General features: G+C 63.2%; 17 protein-coding genes and 1 other RNA gene. 5 read left to right on the top strand and 13 right to left on the bottom strand.

All coding sequences use genetic code 11. The annotated features are described in order from the left end of the window. Positions 1–51 precede the first annotated feature (51 nt). The 3 genes from IHE39_RS21535 to IHE39_RS21545 form a co-directional block, all read right to left on the bottom strand. Positions 52–405, bottom strand: a complete 354-nt coding sequence (locus IHE39_RS21535; protein ID WP_192567907.1) for a glycine-rich domain-containing protein — start codon at positions 403–405, stop codon at positions 52–54. A 137-nt stretch (positions 406–542) separates the two neighbouring features. Continuing rightward, entirely contained in the window at positions 543–1,115 is a 573-nt protein-coding gene (ilvN, locus tag IHE39_RS21540; RefSeq protein ID WP_184767185.1) for an acetolactate synthase small subunit, read from the bottom strand. A 76-nt stretch (positions 1,116–1,191) separates the two neighbouring features. Continuing rightward, on the bottom strand, positions 1,192–2,976 hold the full coding sequence (locus IHE39_RS21545; protein ID WP_281397455.1) for an acetolactate synthase 3 large subunit: 1,785 nt from the start codon (positions 2,974–2,976) through the stop codon (positions 1,192–1,194). A gap of 366 nt (positions 2,977–3,342) precedes the next feature. Between IHE39_RS21545 and IHE39_RS21550 the strand changes: the two genes are divergently transcribed. Continuing rightward, the gene (locus IHE39_RS21550; protein WP_184767184.1) at positions 3,343–5,175 is read left to right on the top strand and encodes an ATP-binding protein; all 1,833 of its coding nucleotides are present in this window, start codon (positions 3,343–3,345) and stop codon (positions 5,173–5,175) included. A 64-nt stretch (positions 5,176–5,239) separates the two neighbouring features. On the opposite strand, the gene IHE39_RS21555 is transcribed toward IHE39_RS21550, so the two are convergent. Beyond that, entirely contained in the window at positions 5,240–5,551 is a 312-nt protein-coding gene (locus IHE39_RS21555; protein ID WP_184767183.1) for a hypothetical protein, read from the bottom strand. Between the two features lie 218 nt (positions 5,552–5,769). Between IHE39_RS21555 and IHE39_RS21560 the strand changes: the two genes are divergently transcribed. Then, a complete protein-coding gene (locus tag IHE39_RS21560) occupies positions 5,770–6,585 on the top strand; it encodes an alpha/beta fold hydrolase (RefSeq protein ID WP_192567908.1) in 816 nt (271 codons plus the stop codon). Between the two features lie 13 nt (positions 6,586–6,598). Here IHE39_RS21560 and IHE39_RS21565 read toward each other — a convergent pair whose 3' ends face one another. Both IHE39_RS21565 and miaA read right to left on the bottom strand, forming a co-directional pair. Beyond that, positions 6,599–7,390, bottom strand: coding sequence for a GGDEF domain-containing protein (locus tag IHE39_RS21565; RefSeq protein WP_192567909.1), 792 nt, complete (start codon positions 7,388–7,390; stop codon positions 6,599–6,601). 76 nt (positions 7,391–7,466) lie between these two features. After that, positions 7,467–8,414 (bottom strand): tRNA (adenosine(37)-N6)-dimethylallyltransferase MiaA, encoded by a 948-nt coding sequence (gene miaA, locus IHE39_RS21570; protein ID WP_192567980.1) that lies wholly within the window; start codon positions 8,412–8,414, stop codon positions 7,467–7,469. Here miaA and serB point away from each other — a divergent pair. Both serB and IHE39_RS21580 read left to right on the top strand, forming a co-directional pair. Next, positions 8,404–9,291 (top strand): phosphoserine phosphatase SerB, encoded by an 888-nt coding sequence (serB, locus tag IHE39_RS21575; protein WP_192567910.1) that lies wholly within the window; start codon positions 8,404–8,406, stop codon positions 9,289–9,291. The genes miaA and serB overlap by 11 nt on opposite strands. After that, positions 9,288–9,857, top strand: coding sequence for a GNAT family N-acetyltransferase (locus IHE39_RS21580; RefSeq protein ID WP_192567911.1), 570 nt, complete (start codon positions 9,288–9,290; stop codon positions 9,855–9,857). The genes serB and IHE39_RS21580 overlap by 4 nt, the downstream gene beginning before the upstream one ends. A gap of 44 nt (positions 9,858–9,901) precedes the next feature. On the opposite strand, the gene IHE39_RS21585 is transcribed toward IHE39_RS21580, so the two are convergent. The 7 genes from IHE39_RS21585 to IHE39_RS21615 all read right to left on the bottom strand — a co-directional run bounded on the left by IHE39_RS21585 (position 9,902) and on the right by IHE39_RS21615 (position 15,804). Beyond that, positions 9,902–11,419 (bottom strand): DegQ family serine endoprotease, encoded by a 1,518-nt coding sequence (locus tag IHE39_RS21585; protein ID WP_192567912.1) that lies wholly within the window; start codon positions 11,417–11,419, stop codon positions 9,902–9,904. 123 nt (positions 11,420–11,542) lie between these two features. Continuing rightward, positions 11,543–11,728, bottom strand: coding sequence for a DUF2065 family protein (locus IHE39_RS21590; protein WP_192567913.1), 186 nt, complete (start codon positions 11,726–11,728; stop codon positions 11,543–11,545). Positions 11,729–11,731: 3 nt separating this feature from the next. Beyond that, a complete protein-coding gene (hflC, locus tag IHE39_RS21595; protein WP_192567914.1) occupies positions 11,732–12,664 on the bottom strand; it encodes a protease modulator HflC in 933 nt (310 codons plus the stop codon). Continuing rightward, a complete protein-coding gene (hflK, locus tag IHE39_RS21600; RefSeq protein WP_184767175.1) occupies positions 12,664–13,767 on the bottom strand; it encodes an FtsH protease activity modulator HflK in 1,104 nt (367 codons plus the stop codon). The genes hflC and hflK overlap by 1 nt, the downstream gene beginning before the upstream one ends. 149 nt (positions 13,768–13,916) lie before the next feature. Further along, positions 13,917–14,438 (bottom strand): dihydrofolate reductase, encoded by a 522-nt coding sequence (locus tag IHE39_RS21605; RefSeq protein WP_192567915.1) that lies wholly within the window; start codon positions 14,436–14,438, stop codon positions 13,917–13,919. A 100-nt stretch (positions 14,439–14,538) separates the two neighbouring features. Then, complete coding sequence (locus IHE39_RS21610) at positions 14,539–15,333, bottom strand: thymidylate synthase (protein ID WP_192567916.1); 795 nt, start codon at positions 15,331–15,333, stop codon at positions 14,539–14,541. Positions 15,334–15,492: 159 nt separating this feature from the next. Continuing rightward, positions 15,493–15,804 (bottom strand): DUF2853 family protein, encoded by a 312-nt coding sequence (locus IHE39_RS21615; RefSeq protein WP_192567917.1) that lies wholly within the window; start codon positions 15,802–15,804, stop codon positions 15,493–15,495. Positions 15,805–15,986: 182 nt separating this feature from the next. Between IHE39_RS21615 and ssrA the strand changes: the two genes are divergently transcribed. Next, positions 15,987–16,347, top strand: a transfer-messenger RNA (tmRNA) gene (ssrA, locus tag IHE39_RS21620). Positions 16,348–16,356: the final 9 nt, after the last annotated feature.

Raw genomic sequence — 16,356 nt, forward strand, 5'->3', positions numbered from 1 at the left:
TTATTATGTCAACAATACTGACCTTATGCCGCCATCCCGGCAACCTCCACTTTACCCGGGCCGCTGGGCCAGCGAAGCGCCCTGGCTCTCGCTCGCCCCACGGCTGGGATAGTGATGGACCTCCTGCCCCAACGTCTCGTCGCAGAAGCGATTCCAGTAGTCCTTGGTGTAGGTCAGGTGCAGGTACCAGACCCTGTCGACGTCGGGCGACGGGCTGAGCATGCCATCCGAAATACAGACGAGGTAGATGAAGCGCCTGTATTGATCGATCGCCGCCTTTGCACGTACCGGCGCCCAGCCATTCTCCCGGGCCAGTCGCACTGAGAACGGAGCTTCGGCTTGCGGATCGTCGAAGTCGTAACTGGCGATCTTGTTCCACAGGTCCGGGTCGGTCAGGTCATTCATCTTGCGGCCGCGGAGTTGAGTTTGCACGCCCGGAAACTACACCGCCCGGATGTTCCTGCAATCACCTCCGGACAACCTCAGGCTGCTGGCGACTGCCCCGCCACAATGTGGCGAGGTCGAGGAACCGTGCCCTGCCCTCACATCCCCTGCGGGCCGCGGTTCATCGCCGCTACGCCAGTACGGCAGACCTCGACGAGGCCGAGCGGCTTCATGATGGCGATGAATTGCTCGATCTTCGACACCTTCCCGGTCAGCTCGAAGATGAAATGTTCGGTGTTGGCGTCTATCACCTTGGCGCGGAAGGCGTCGGCCAGGCGCAGTGCCTCGACGCGGGCGTCGCCGGTGCCCGAAACCTTGACCAGAGCCAGCTCGCGTTCCAGCGCACCGCCGGTGCCCAGTTCCTGTGCCATGACGGTCAAGTCGACGACGCGGTGCACCGGCACGATGCGTTCGAGCTGGTGCTTGATCTGCTCGAGCACATGCGGGGTGCCGCGCGTCACGATGGTGATGCGCGACAGGTGCTTTTCATGCTCCGTCTCAGAGACGGTCAGGCTTTCGATGTTGTAGCCGCGGCCGGAAAACAGGCCGATGACGCGGGCGAGCACGCCCGGTTCATTGTCGACCAGCACCGATAGGGTGTGGATTTCCGGCTTCTCGGTTTCCTTGGCGATGAAGTAGGCCGAACCGGTGGGCTGTAGCTGTGCGTTCATAAGATGAATCTCGATCTCAGGCGATTGCGCCAACTCGTTGATTGTGCGGCCTTCCCCGAAGGCCGCACGCGGTTCGTCACACCAGCTCGCGGCCCTTGGCGTCGATGGCGTTGGCCACCGCCTCGTCGGTCGCCTCGTCGGGCAGCAGCATCTCGTTATGCGCCTTGCCCGACGGGATCATCGGGAAGCAGTTGGCGAGCGTGGCCACGCGGCAGTCGAAGATCACCGCCTTCTTCACCGAGATCATCTCCTTGATCGCATCGTCCAGCTCGTCCGGCTTGTCGCAGCGGATGCCGTGGCCGCCATAGGCCTCGGCCAGCTTGACGAAGTCGGGCATCGCCTCGGTGTAGGAATGCGACAACCGGTTGCCGTGCAGCAGCTGCTGCCACTGGCGCACCATGCCCATGTAGGAGTTGTTGAGGATAAACACCTTGATCGGCGCATTGTACTGAAGTGCAGCACTCATCTCCTGGATGCACATCTGCACCGAGGCATCGCCGGCAATGTCGATGACCAGCGACTCGGGATGCGCGATCTGCACGCCCAGTGCCGCCGGCAGGCCGTAGCCCATCGTGCCCAAGCCGCCCGAGGTCATCCAGCGGTTCGGCTTTTCGAAGCCGTAATGCTGGGCGGCCCACATCTGGTGCTGGCCGACTTCGGTCGTGATGTAGGTGTCGAGGTGCTTGGTCAGCTCATACAGCCGCTGGATCGCGTATTGCGGCATGATCACGTCGTTGTTGTGCTTGTAGGCGTAGCTGTCGCGCGCGCGCCACTTGGCGATCTGCTCCCACCACGGATACAGCGTCTTCTTGTCCGCCTTGGCGGTCGCCCGCCACAGCCGCACCATGTCTTCGAGCACGCGGCCGACATCGCCCAGAATCGGCACGTCGGCGCGCACGTTCTTGTTGATCGACGACGGATCGATGTCGATGTGGATCTTCTTGGAGTTCGGCGAGAAGGCATTGAGGCGGCCGGTGATGCGGTCGTCGAAGCGCGCGCCGATACAGACCATGACGTCGCAGTCATGCATCGCCATGTTGGCTTCGTAGCTACCGTGCATGCCCAACATGCCGAGCCAGTTCTTGCCCGATTTCGGATAGGCACCAAGGCCCATCAGCGTCGAGGTGATCGGGAAACCGGTCAGGTCGACGAGTTCGCGCAGCAACTGGCTTGCTTCCGGGCCGGAATTGACAACGCCACCGCCGGAATAGATGACCGGGCGCTTGGCGCCTGCCATCAGCGCCACCGCTTCCTTGATCTTCTCCAGGTCGCCCTGGATCTTTGGCTGGTAGGAGGTGCGCGGCGCGGTCTGCGGCGGCGTGTAGATGCCCTTGGCAAACTGCACGTCCTTGGGGATGTCGACAACCACCGGACCGGGACGGCCCGTCGTTGCGACATGGAAGGCCTCGTGCAGGATCGCGGCCAGGTCGTTGACGTCCTTCACCAGCCAGTTGTGCTTGGTGCACGGCCTGGTGATGCCGATGGTGTCGCACTCCTGGAAGGCGTCGGAGCCGATCAGCGAGGTCGGCACCTGGCCGGTGATGCACACCAGCGGGATCGAATCCATCAGCGCGTCCTGCAGCGGCGTCACCGCATTGGTGGCGCCCGGGCCCGACGTCACCAGCATCACGCCGGCCTTGCCGGTCGAACGCGCATAACCTTCCGCGGCATGGCCGGCACCCTGCTCGTGGCGCACCAGAATGTGCTGGACGTCGTCCTGCTGGAACAGCTCGTCATAGATCGGAAGAACGGCGCCGCCGGGATAGCCGAAGAGGTGCTTGACGCCATTGTCCTTCAGCGCCTGCACCACCATCTCGGCGCCGGTCATTTCGCGTCGTCCGCTATCACTATGTCCGCTCATCGGTCCGTCCCGTCTTTCCTTCGCCGTTTTCGGCGGTTGCTGCTCGTTTAGTCCTGTTTCGGGCAATAAAAAAGGCCCCCGAGGGAGCCTTCACATTTGCGCATGGGGGGATTTCGCCCGGCGGTCACACCGCCTTGCCCACGCGCAATCCTACTACGAGAATGAGTGTCTTGTTCATGGGCGCGGACGTTAGTGCGCGAGACGGCGCGCTGTCAACCGGGCCGCCACAAATTTTCCGCAACGTCAGGCGCAGGGTCGAAAAGCTCCAATTCGATCGTTGCCCTTAACCGGCGCTACACCATCCACCATCACGCGACCTTAACGGCATTGCGCTATTCTCTGGTCAGAACTGGGGGATTTACTGCGATGTACTTCGAACGTCAGGCCGAGGGCGGAGAAACCACCTCGCAGGAGCGGCGCGATCCGAAACAGGACGATGCCCGTATCCTTGGCCATGTCGTGCAGTGCGACGGTGCGCGCGCAGTCATCAGCGCCTACGCTGAAGCAGGCGGCGCAGACACCATAGGTCTGTGGACCGTCGGCCGCATGATCTGCATCAATCTCGGTGAAACCCGCACCATCGGCCTCGTTTATTCCATCGCCAAGTCGGACCGTTCGTGGAGCAGCGAAGGCGACAACCCCATCGAGGTCAATGTCGAGCTGATCGGCGAAGTCCGTGACGTCGGCACCGACAAGCACCCGGTGTTCGACCGCGGCATCACCGTCTATCCCTATATCGGCGCCATCGCCCACCGCATCCGCAGCCGCGACCTCCAGGCGGTCTACGACCTTGCCGGCCGCCGCACCGTCACCATCGGCCAGCTGTCGCAGGACGACACCATCGACGCCTGCATCGCCATCGACGAAACCCTTGCCCGCCACTTCGCCGTCGTCGGCACGACAGGCGTCGGCAAGTCGACCGCCGTCTCGCTTCTGCTGCGCAAGGCGATCGCCGCGCGGCCCGACCTGCGCGTGCTGATCATGGATCCGCACAACGAATTCGCAGCATCGCTGCCGGAACATTGCGTCAAGGTCGATTCCAATTCGCTCGACCTGCCGTTCTGGCTGTTCCGCCTCGAGGAATTCTCCGAAGTGCTGTTTCGCGGCCGTGAAACCGATGCCGACGAGATCGACGTGCTGCGTGACCTCATCCCGGTCGCCAAGAACCTCTACCGCAGCCCGCAAGGCGGCGCCTTCCTGCGCCGCGGCGTCGACGCACTGACCGCCGACACGCCCGTACCCTACCGCATCGCCGACCTGATCAAGCAGATCGACGAACGCATGGGCCTGCTCGAATCGAAGAACGAACGCCCGATCCTGAAGTCGCTGCGCACCCGCATCGAGTCCGCGCTGGCCGACCCGCGCTACCGCTTCATGTTCCATTCGCGCCTGATCGAAGACACCATCCACGAGACCATCGGCAACATCTTCCGCGTCCCGACGCATGGCCGCCCGGTCACCTGCTTCGAAATGGCCGGCATGCCCTCCGAAGTCGTCAATTCGGTCTGTTCGGTGCTCGCCCGCCTCGCCTTCGACCTGGCGCTGTGGAGCGAAGGCCGCCTCAAGCTGCTTCTGCTGTGCGAGGAAGCCCACCGCTACATGCCCGCCGACCACCGCCTCGGCTTCGCGCCGACCCGCCACGCGCTGTCGCGCATCGCCAAGGAAGGCCGCAAATACGGCTGCTACCTCGGCGTCGTCACCCAGCGCCCGGGCGAGCTCGACCCGACGATCCTGTCGCAATGCTCGACGGTCTTCGCAATGCGCCTCGCCAACGAGCAGGACCAGGCAATCATCCGCTCGGCAATCGCCGATTCCTCGGCCTCGACGCTTTCTTTCCTGTCCTCGATGGGCCAGCGCGAAGCCATCGCCTTCGGCGAGGGTGTCGCCACCACCATGCGGCTGAAGTTCGAGAAGCTCGCGGACGAACTCATCCCCGGCACCGGCAAGCGGGCCGCCGAAGCGCCGACCGGCAGCGGCGACGACGTCGACCTGGCTACCATCGTCGAGCGCCTGCGCAACGTTCCGAAACCCCAGGCCGCGGCACTCGGCTTTGCCGAGGTCGTCGATGTCCAGCGCCAAGCCGGCGACAGCGACTACCGCAAACCGGCAGCAACTCCTCGGCCGCAGCCGGACGACGATTTCGACACCCGCTTCGGCCTGCGTCCCTCGACCTTTGGCGGCCGCCCGCCGCAAGGCTGAACGGGCTCACAGGTGCAAGCGACAGTCCGGCATGAATACGCTACGGCACGCCGGCTGCGCGTCCTCAAATACCGGATCCGTCCAGCTGTTCCTCGTCCTCGCCTTCCCAGGGCGTTGGCATCTCGGGTGAGTTCTTGCTCAGATTGGCTTTCGGCAGCGGCATCCAGCACTTCAGCTCCGGATCGGCATAACCGATGATGCAACCCGGATAGGAATCCCCGGCGCGCCAGCCTTCGATGCCGAACGCGTCGGGCCGGGCCCAATAGGCAACGTCAACCTCAGCCGGGCCCTGTTCGGACGGCCGCACGGTGACCAAGATCCGGCTTCCGTCCCTTGGCGCACTTGCCATGTTTCGCCACCGATCTGCATCGTCCATTCGTCGTCCTCCTCCTCTGCACTGTCTTCGCCGCCGCGTCTCGCGGCGCATGGGAGCAGTGTTGCCGCGTTGACGAAAGACGTCTAGCGGCAAGTTGCGCAGAAACACGCTTACGATGGATGAGGCGGCTGGCGCAGTCAGCAGTTTGCACTGATCCATGACACAACGCTCACCAACGCCAACCATGGAGCGGTCCGACCAACAGCGGAGAATCGGCGATGGGCAACTGGTCGCTCAACGAAACGGTTTCAACCAGCGCTGGCCTTGTCCGGGCCGGCCGCACTGGCGACGGTCCGGACCTTGTGCTCGCGCATGGCTGGCCGTGGTCGTCCTTCTCCTGGCACAGGGTCATTCCTGAACTGGCGCGCCGGTATCGGGTTCACTGGTACGACATGCCGGGCTACGGCCAATCGGACAAGGCGGCCGCGCAGCAGACTTCGCTCGACGTCCAAGGCAAGATATTCGCAGAAATGCTCGCGCACTGGCACCTTGTGCGCCCGTCCGTCATAGCCCACGATTTCGGCGGCGCGGCAACGTTGCGTGCGCACCTTCTCCATGGGTGCAACTACGAACGCTATGTCCTGATGAACATCGTGGCGATGCGTCCGTGGGGTTCCGAGTTCTTCGATCACATGGGCAAGCATGTGGAGGCGTTTCAGGGCTTGCCAGCCCATATCCACCGCGCACTGGTCGAGGCCTACATCAAGGGCGCCCTTATTGGCGCGATTGCGGATGATGATATCGACGGGTTGGTCGCTCCATGGCTGACAGAAGACGGCGCGGCGAGCTTCTACCGGCAGTTCGCCCAGGCCGACGAGCATTACACGGCCGAGATTGAACCGATGTTTGGCGAGGTCCGCTGTCCGGTGAAGATCGTCTGGGGTGAAGCCGACCCGTGGATCCCGCTCGCGCGAGCGAGAGCCCTTCACGCGCTGATGCCTCGGGCCGCCTTTGAGACGATCCCGGGGGTCGGCCACATGCCGCAGTTGGAGGCCCCGGAACAGTTCCTGTCCAGCGTGGACGATTTCATCTAAAGGTGGGCACGCCTCACGCGCAGACGCGGTTGCGCCCCTGGCGCTTGGCTTCATAGAGTTGCTTGTCGGCGCGGCGATAGAACTCTTCGGCGGTTTCTTCGCGGTCCCACAAGGCGAGGCCGAAGCTGGACGTCACGTTGAGCTGGGCACCACCCGTCTCAATCGCCATGCCGGCGATCGCCTTGCGCATGCGCTCGGCAAAGCGCTGCAGAAGCTCGATGTCCATGTTGGGCGCAACGATAGCGAATTCCTCGCCGCCGAGGCGCGCCACCACGTCGTGATAGCGGGTCATGCTCTTGAGGCACTTGGCGACCGAGCGCAGAACCTCGTCGCCCGCGTCGTGGCCGTAGGTGTCGTTGACCTGCTTGAAATGATCGAGATCGAGGATCATCAGCCCGACAGGCCTATCGATGCGGCGGAACTCGCCGAGATACTCCCTCAGCGCATCGTCGAAATAGCGCCGGTTCTGCATTCCGGTCAGCCCGTCGGTAAGTGCTGCCTGCTCGAGGGTGCGCGAACGCTCACTCAACGACGCTGTCATCTCGCGCAGTTCGCCGCCTTCCTTCACCTGGGTGCGGATCTGCGGAAATATGAAGAACACGCCGTAGACGAGCGTGCCGCTCAAAAGCAGCGCGATCATGAACAGCAGCCGCTCCACTGCCTCGACGCTCTGGACCCAGCCTGGCGTGTAAAGTGCCTCGGCCGATCCCTGAATCTGGCCCCAGGCATAGAAGATGCCCAGCGCCGCCGACAAGATCAGCGCACTGAAGATGAAAAACGCCGCTTCAGCCCGGTGAAAGCGCATGGCAATCCTAGTGGAACCCCCAATCGCACTTATGCCATGCCGCGCCTTACGGAGGGTTAATCCTTAACGGCACTTCCTATGCATCGGTCGCGCCCGGCTGGCGGCCGGCCTCGCCGCCGATCCTTTGCCATTCCGGCCCGAACTGGTTGCGGAACCACGTCGATTGCCGCTTGGAATATTGCCGTGTCGCGATCTTGGCGCGCTCGATCGCCTCCTCGAAGCACATCTCACCGGCCATTGCCGCCGCCAGTTCGCGCACGCCGATCGCCTTCATCGCCGGCAACTCGGGCGCAAGCCGCATCGCGCTGATCTCCTTGACCTCGTCCAGCGCGCCGGCCTCGATCATCCTGTCGAAACGCTGGTCAATGCGCTTGATCAGCAGTTCGCGCTCCGGCTCGATGACAATGAAGCGCGCCGTGGCCAGGTCGATCATCGGATGCCCCTTGTCGGCCTGCCATTTCAGGATCGAGCGGCCCGACGCCTCCAGCACCTCCAGCGCCCGCACGATGCGCTGGCCGTCGCTGGCCTTGAGCCGCATCGCAACCGCGCTGTCGACGCTCATCAGCACGCGGTGCAGCCTGGGCGCACCTTCCTCGTTGAGGCGCCAGCGCCAGCGCTCGCGGATTTCGGCAGGAATGTCGGGCATATCGGACATACCTTCGGCCAGCGCCCGGAAATAGAGCCCGGTGCCGCCGACAAAGATCGGCGGCTTTTCGGCAAACAGCCCGCTGTCGGCCACGACAGCGACGTCGCGCAGCCAGCTGCCGGTCGAGTAGGCGGTCGCCGGCGAGACATGGCCGTAGAGAAAATGGCGCGCGCGCTCTAGGTCGCCAGCGGCTGGCCGCGCCGTCAGCACGTCGAGCACGCCATAAACCTGCATCGAATCGGCGTTGACGATGACACCGCCGTCGCGCTCGGCAAGCTGAAGCGCCAGCGCTGACTTGCCGCTGGCGGTCGGCCCGGCTATCAGGGTCGCGTTCTTGATGCGCCCCTCGCTAGTTCCGGAATGTTCGATGCCGCTGATCGCCACGCTGATTTCCCATCCGGACCGCGCCCTGCTGGCTCCGTCCCTTGCCGATAAGGCCTCTCGCGCCCTCGGCGCAAGCGCCATTGTGTGGCTGGCCGAGGCTGTCGCCTGCGACATCGCCCTACCACAGGGACTTTCGGCCGACGACGCGCATACGGCGCTCGCCGCCGTCCTCTCTGACGAAGCCATCGATTTCGCCGTCCAGGACAACGCGACACGTAGGAAAAAGATCCTCATCGCCGACATGGATTCGACGATGATCGACCAGGAATGCATCGACGAGCTCGCCGACGAGATTGGCGTCAAGGACCGTGTCGCCGACATCACCGCGCGCTCGATGAATGGCGAGATCGCCTTCGAGCCGGCGCTGCGCGAGCGCGTCGCCCTGCTTGCCGGCCTCGACGCCTCGGTCATCGACCGCATCATCGAAACCAGGCTGACGCTGGCCTCGGGCGGCCTGACGCTGGTCGCCACCATGAAGGCGCACGGTGCTTACACGGCACTCGTCTCTGGTGGCTTCGACGTCTTCACCTCGCGCATCGCCGCCAAGTTCGGCTTTGACGAAAACCGCGCCAACCACCTGATCGAGGCCGATGGCCGCCTCACCGGCAAGGTTTCCGAGCCGATCCTCGGCCGCGCCGCCAAGGCGGATGCGCTGAACGAAATTTCCGCGCGCCTCGGCCTGACCCCGACCGACGCCATCGCCGTCGGCGACGGTGCCAACGACCTCGACATGATCCACCTTGCCGGCTCGGGAGTCGCCCTTCACGCCAAGCCGTCGGTGGCTGCCCAGGCCAAGCTCCGCATCGACAATTCCGACCTCACCGCCCTGCTCTACCTCCAGGGCTACAGCCGCACCGATTTTACCAGATGAAACCGATCCGCACCGAACGCCTGATCCTGCGCAACTGGCAAGAACGCGACCGCGACCTCTTCCACCGCATCAATTCGGACGACCAGGTGATGGAGTTCTTCGGCATGCGGCGCAGCCGCGCCGAGAGCGACGAACTGTTCGATCGCCTGGCCACCGGCGTCGAGCGCGACGGCTTCGGCTTCGCTGCCGCAGAGATCGCCACGTCAGGCGAATGCATCGGCTTCGTCGGTCTGCTGCGCACGGACCTAGAGCCATTCATTGCCAAGGGCACGCTGGAGATCGGCTGGCGTCTTGCGCCCGAGTTCTGGGGCAAGGGTTACGTCACCGAAGCAGCAGACGCCTGGCTCGCTTATGCCTTCGAGGTGATCGGCGACGACCAAGTCGTGTCCTTCGCCGTGTGGAACAACAACCGCTCGACGGCAGTCATGCGGCGCCTCGGCATGCAGGCGGTTCCATCCCGTGACTTCGACCACCCACGCGTACCCGACACGCATCCGGCGCTCAGGCGCCACGTGTTCTACCGGCTATCGCAAGCCGAATGGCAACAAAAAAAGGCGGCCAACTAGCCGCCTTTTTCTTGTCTTTCAGGAACTTGCCCGGATTTCCGGACTCAGTCCATGCGGATCGTCACGAACCGCAGTTCGCCCGTCTTCGACGCCAGCATCAAGAGCGCGTTCTTGCGGCCCTGTTCCTTGAGCGCAGCGATACGGTCCATCACCTCTTTCGGCGTCGACACCGATTCCTGGGCGATCTCGGTGATCACCTCGCCGGCGACGATGCCACGCTCGGCTGCCGCCGAATCCTTGGCAACGGCAGTCACCACCGCCCCTGATACCTCGGCGGCGATGCCGAACTTGGCGCGGGCATCGCTGTTGAGTTCGCCGATGGTCATGCCGAGCACGCTTGCCGCGGCAACCTCGGCACCCTGATCGGCACCTTCTTCGGGCTTGGCGGCCTCGCCTTCGGCCAGCTTCTCGCCATCTTCGAGCCGGCCGAGCGTGACCTTGACGGTCTGCTCGACGCCCTTGCGCACGATCACCACGTCGACGGCCTTGCCCACCGGGCTTTCGGCAACGACACGCGGCAGGTCGCGCATCTCGACAACATCCTTGCCGTCGAACTTGATGACCACGTCGCCGGGCAGGATCTGGCCCTTGTCGACCGGCCCGCCCTTGATGATGCCGGCAATCAACGCGCCCTTGGCAGTCGCCATGCCGAGGCTCTCGGCGATGTCGTCGGTCACAGGCTGGATGCGCACGCCGAGCCAGCCGCGGCGGGTCTCGCCGAACTCAGCCAACTGGTTGACCACGCCAACCGCAATCTCGGCCGGGATCGAGAAGCCGATGCCGATCGAGCCGCCCGACGGCGAGATGATCGCGGTATTGATGCCGATGACCTCGCCTTGCATGTTGAACAACGGTCCGCCCGAATTGCCGCGGTTGATCGCGGCATCGGTCTGGATGAAGTCGTCATAGGGGCCGGAATTGATGTCGCGGTTGCGCGCCGAGATGATGCCGACGGTCACCGTGCCGCCGAGGCCGAACGGGTTGCCGATCGCCATCACCCAGTCGCCGATGCGCATCTTGTCGGAATCGCCGAACTTCACCGCCGTCAGCTTTTTAAGCTTGGGGTCGACCTTCAGCACCGCAATGTCAGTCTTGGTATCGGTACCGACCAGCTCGGCCTTCAGCTTCGAGCCGTCGGAGAAGTTGACCTCGATCTCGTCGGCATCGGCGATGACGTGGTTGTTGGTGACGACAATGCCCTTTTCTGCATCGATGACGAAGCCGGAACCGAGCGACTGCACCTTCTGCGAGCCGCCATTATTCTGGCCTTCGCGGTTCTTGAAGAACTCGTCGAAGAAGTCCTGGAACGGCGAACCCTCCGGAAGCTGCGGCATCGGGACCGCGTTCTCGTCATCCCCGCCCTCAGAGCCCTTGACGGTCTGCGATGTCGAGATGTTGACGACCGCACCCAGCAGGCCTTCGGCAAGGTTGGCGACCGATTCCGGTCCCTGCGCCGATGCAGCTGTGACGAAGGATGGTGCGACCGCGGCGCCGATCATCAGCGCGGTGGTGGCGGCCAGAGAGGCCTTTCGCATGGCGCGCAAAAGGGGCGTGGAAATCATCAGGGAAGCCTCCCGGGCTGTCATGGCATTGGTCGCGTCGGGCCGTCCGAGCGCGAAGCGTCATGATGGAAACAAATAAGGCCTGTTTGCGGCCATTGCTACCGGCACCGGATAAATCGTCCGTTATCCCCTGACGAGCCAGACGACACCGACACCGATAACGATCGCGGCAAGACCGACTGTCCGCAGCACCGCCTCGGGCATTTCGGCCGCCTGCGCGGCCATCTTCTTGGCCGCGGAAGGAAAGCCGCCATAGACTAGGCCCTCGATGACGAGGACCAGGCCCATGGCGACGATAAAGTCCCGCACTGCTTAGTTGCTGGCGGCAGGAGCGGCAGCGCCGGCGGCTGGCGCCGGCGTTGCCTTGTTGGCGTCGGGGTTGCGGAAGTAGCGGAAGAACTCCGATTCCGGCGACAGCACCATCGTGGTGCCGTCGGCATTCAGCGCGGTGCCGTAGGCGCTCATCGAACGGTAGAAGTCGAAGAACTCCGGATCGCGGTTGAACGCATCGGCGAACACGGCGGAGCGCTGGGCTTCGCCTTCACCGCGCAGGATTTCCGATTCCTTCTGCGCTTCGGCGACGATCTCGACCACTTCGCGGTCGGCACGGGCGCGAATACGCTGTGCCGCTTCACGACCGCGTGCCCTCAGCCTTTCGGCTTCGGCCAGACGCTCGGCCTTCATGCGGTCGAAGGTCTGCTGCGACACTTCCTGGGTCAGGTCGGTGCGGCGGATGCGGACGTCCTGGATCTCGAGGCCAAGCGACGTCGCGTCAGGCTGCAGCTGGTCGCGAACCTCGCGCATCATTGCCGTGCGCTCTTCCGAGAGTGCGGATTCGAAGCCACGCACACCGTAGACCCGGCGCAGGGCCGCATCGAAACGGGTGCGCAGGCGCTGTTCGGCCAACTCCACGCTACCCGACACCGTCGAGCGGAACTTGCGCGCATCGTTGATGCGGTAGGCGATGAAGGCGTCGACGTCGTAGAACTTGCCGCCCGAAACCTGGACGCGGATGTCGTCGAGGTCGAGGCGCATCACGCGGTCCTCGATGACCTGCACGTTGTCGGCCTCGAACATCGAGAACGGCGCCTTGAAGTAGATACCGGGGTCGGTCTTGACGTCGACGATCTCGCCGAAGCGCAGCACGATGGCCTGCTGGCGCTCGTTGACGACGAAGATCGACGACCAGACCAGGAACAGGATGATAGCGGCGAGAACGCCGATGAGGGGAAGACGATTGGACATCAGTTGCCTCCCGCCGCCGGAGCGCGCTTCTGCAGTTCAGGCAGCGGCAGATAAGGCACCACGCCCTGGCCGCTACCTTGCTCGACGATCACCTTGCCGGAGCCCTGAAGCACCTTTTCCATCGTTTCAAGATAGAGGCGCTTGCGGGTCACGTCGGGCGCCTTGGCATATTCGTCATAGACCGAGATGAAGCGCTGCGCCTCACCTTGGGCTTCCTGGACGACGCGGTTCTTGTAGGCAGCCGCATCTTCGCGGACCTGCGCTGCTTCACCGCGCGCCTGGCCGAGCTTCTGGTTGGAATACTGGTTGGATTCCTCGACGAAGCGGTCTTCGTCCTGCTCGGCGCGCTGCACTTCGTCGAACGCATCGGCCACTTCACGCGGCGGTGCGGCATCCTCGATCGAGATCGCGTTGACCGAAAGGCCCGCGCCGTAATCGTCGAGCGTCGCCTGGATGATGTCGCGCACGCCGCCGGCAATGCCCTGGCGGTCATCGCGGAAGATGTCCTGCGCCGGACGGCGGCCGACAACTTCACGCATCGCGCTTTCGGCGATCTGGCGAACCATGATGTCGGGTTCGGAGACGTTGAACAGATAGGCCTGTGGGTTGGAGACCTGGTAGGCGACGGAGAACTTGACGTCGACGATGTTCTGGTCGCCCGAAAGCATCAGGCCCGAAGACGTGCTGCCACGGACTTCGCCGATATCGACGAGCTTTTCAGCCGTGTTGACCTTTTCGACCGTCTCGATCGGCCACCAATGGAAGTGCAGGCCTGGCTGCGACAGTTCCTGCTTCGGCTTGCCGAAACGCAGTTCGACAGCCAACTCGTCAGGCTGAACCGTATAGACCGACTGGAACGCCCAGAAGGCGAGCAGGCCAGCACCGATGAGGCCGAACAGCAGGCCGGTCGAACCGCCGCCACCCGGCAGCGCCCGCTTCAGCTTGTCCTGGCCGCGGCGAATGATGTCCTCGAGATCGGGAGGCGAACCCTGCGGTCCGCTTGGACGTGGTCCCTGCCCCCAGGGACCGCCGCCTCCATTATTGCCGCCGCCGCCACCCCAAGGGCCACCGCCGCCGCCTCCACTTTGATTGTTCCAGGGCATGAATGTCCTTTCGACTACGAAACCATGACAGCCGCGCCTGAGACGGCCGCGCAATTACTGACACCATCTATAGGGATGCGGGCAAGCGCTTTCAACGCGATGGCCCTTAAGTGCCGCGGATTTCACTACATATGTATGAAACCAAGCCCTCAATGCACGCTGTGGCGCTTCTCGTAAACCGCATAGCGTGTCGCATGGCTGTCTTTTTCGCCGGCAGGGAAATCTTCGGCGCGCGCGACCGCCCAGATATCCGGATCGATCGCGGGAAAGCGCGTGTCGCCGTCGGGCGATGTCATGACATGGGTGACATGCAGGCGGTCAGCCAGCGGCAGTGCCTGGCGGTAGATCTCGCCGCCGCCGATCACGCAGATTTCACCGACGCCGGGCATGCAGCGGCCTTTGGCGGTGGCAAGCGTGATGGCGTCATCGAGCGAATGCACGACCTCGGCGCCTTCGGCGCGAAAATTTTCGTCGCGGGTGACGACAATGTTCAGCCGCCCCGGCAGCGGACGCCTGGGAAAGCTCTCCCAGGTCTTGCGCCCCATGATGATCGGCTTGCCCATCGTGTCGGCCTTGAAGCGCTGCATGTCCGTCGACAGCTTCCACGGCAAGCCGTTGTCGCGCCCGATGACGCCGTTCTCGGCTATCGCCACGTAGATCGCCAAATCCATCTGCCGCCGCTTCCTTCTCACTCGACCTTCGACGGGGCACGCTCAATCTCGCCCCGGCCCATATCAATCCTGTCCACGAATAGCAGGCCGCAGCGCAGCCTCACACCGCGATCGGCGCGCGGATCGTGGCGTCGGCGACGTAGTTCTCGAGCCTGAAATCCTCGAAGCGAAAGGCAAACAGGTCCTTCACCTCGGGATTGATCCACATCGTCGGCAACGTCTTGGGCGTGCGCGTCAGCTGCTCGCGCGCCTGGTCGAAATGGTTGTGGTAGATGTGCGCATCGCCGAGCGTGTGAACGAAATCGCCAGGCTTCAGCCCCGTTACCTGCGCCACCATCATCGTCAAAAGCGCATAGGATGCGATGTTGAACGGCACGCCGAGAAAGATGTCGGCGGAGCGCTGGTAGAGCTGGCACGACAGCTTGCCGTCCGAGACATAGAACTGGAACAGGCAGTGGCATGGCGGCAAAGCCATGGCATCGACTTCTTCTGGGTTCCATGCCGAGACGATCAGCCGGCGCGAATTGGGGTTGTTGCGAATCTGGTTGAGCAGCAGCGCGATCTGGTCGATCTCGCCGCCGTCGCGCGTCGGCCACGAACGCCACTGCTTGCCATAGACCGGGCCGAGGTCGCCGTTCTCGTCCGCCCATTCGTCCCAGATCGAAACGCCGTTGTCGTTGAGGTATTTGATGTTGGTGTCGCCGGCGAGGAACCACAGCAGTTCGTGGATGATCGACTTCAGGTGCAGCTTCTTGGTGGTGACGACAGGAAAGCCGTGCGCCAGTTCGAAACGCAGCTGATGGCCGAACACCGAGCGCGTACCGGTACCGGTGCGGTCGCCGCGGTCACTGCCGTTTTCAAGGACATGGCTGAGAAGGTCGAGATACTGGCGCATCGGTCGGGCTCGATTCGGAGGGCTTTTGATCATAGCGGACCAAAGCCATCCCAGGCAACGAAAGCACCGCGGCACAGCCCGTCATCGCACAGCTAATGCCTGAAATACCAACGCCGGGCATCCGCCCGGCGTCGAAATGGTCGAGGTTTCAGGAGTAGCTCAGAGCGAGCCGAGTTTGCCCAGGTCCTTGGCGACCAGGTAATAGAAGGTAACGCGGTTCTTGGTGTTGTCGGCCGACATTGCCTTGCAGACCTTCTCCAGTGCGCCGTCCGCCTTCTTTTCATCCTCGACGCCGAGCTTCTTGGCAATCCAGCCGGCTTTTACGCGATCGAGTTCCTTGGGGTCGGTGCACGAGACAAGCGAAGAATCGCGGTTCCTGAGCGCGATGCCCAGGTGCTTGACGATCTTGGTCACCACCTCTTCCTTGGCGCCCGCATCGTACTTCTTCACGTCTGCAAGATAGTCGGTCATGTGAATTCCCCTCGTCGACGAATTGATCTCATCTCCCGCAGGGGACCGGCGTTGACCGGTTCAGGTGCATCACGGACATCCCCAGCGGCCGGAGCTTCGGTTCGCGCATCGCGCGAGTCAACCCTGCCTATTCGCGTGGCCTCACAAATCTGTTGCGAATGGCTGTTATGACTTGCTGTTCCTGCCTTTCCTTTTTCGCCCGGCCTCCCTATATTCGGGACGTCAGCTTGACTGACTATGGCGATAAACTGCCGATGAAATAAGCCATTCGGACCCGGGGGCGGTACCCGGCGCCTCCACCAAAAGCTGCCGTGCAAGTGAGCGACGGTTTTTGCTGGGGGCGAAATAGGATCGACGAGGGTGTAAAGATCGGACTTTTGCCCGGCATAGTACCACCGTTATCGGGCTAAACTTGTAGTTGCAAACGACAACTATGCGGAAGCACGTCTCGCAGCGTAAGCTGTGCGATAGCTTCAAATTAAGCCCTAGAGGTTCGCACTTCTAGGCGGGGTTCGGAGGTACCTGGCAACAGAAACCTCCACTTCTTCCCCT

Source organism: Aminobacter carboxidus, assembly GCF_014863355.1.
In the GTDB taxonomy this organism is placed as follows: Bacteria; Pseudomonadota; Alphaproteobacteria; order Rhizobiales; family Rhizobiaceae; genus Aminobacter; species Aminobacter carboxidus.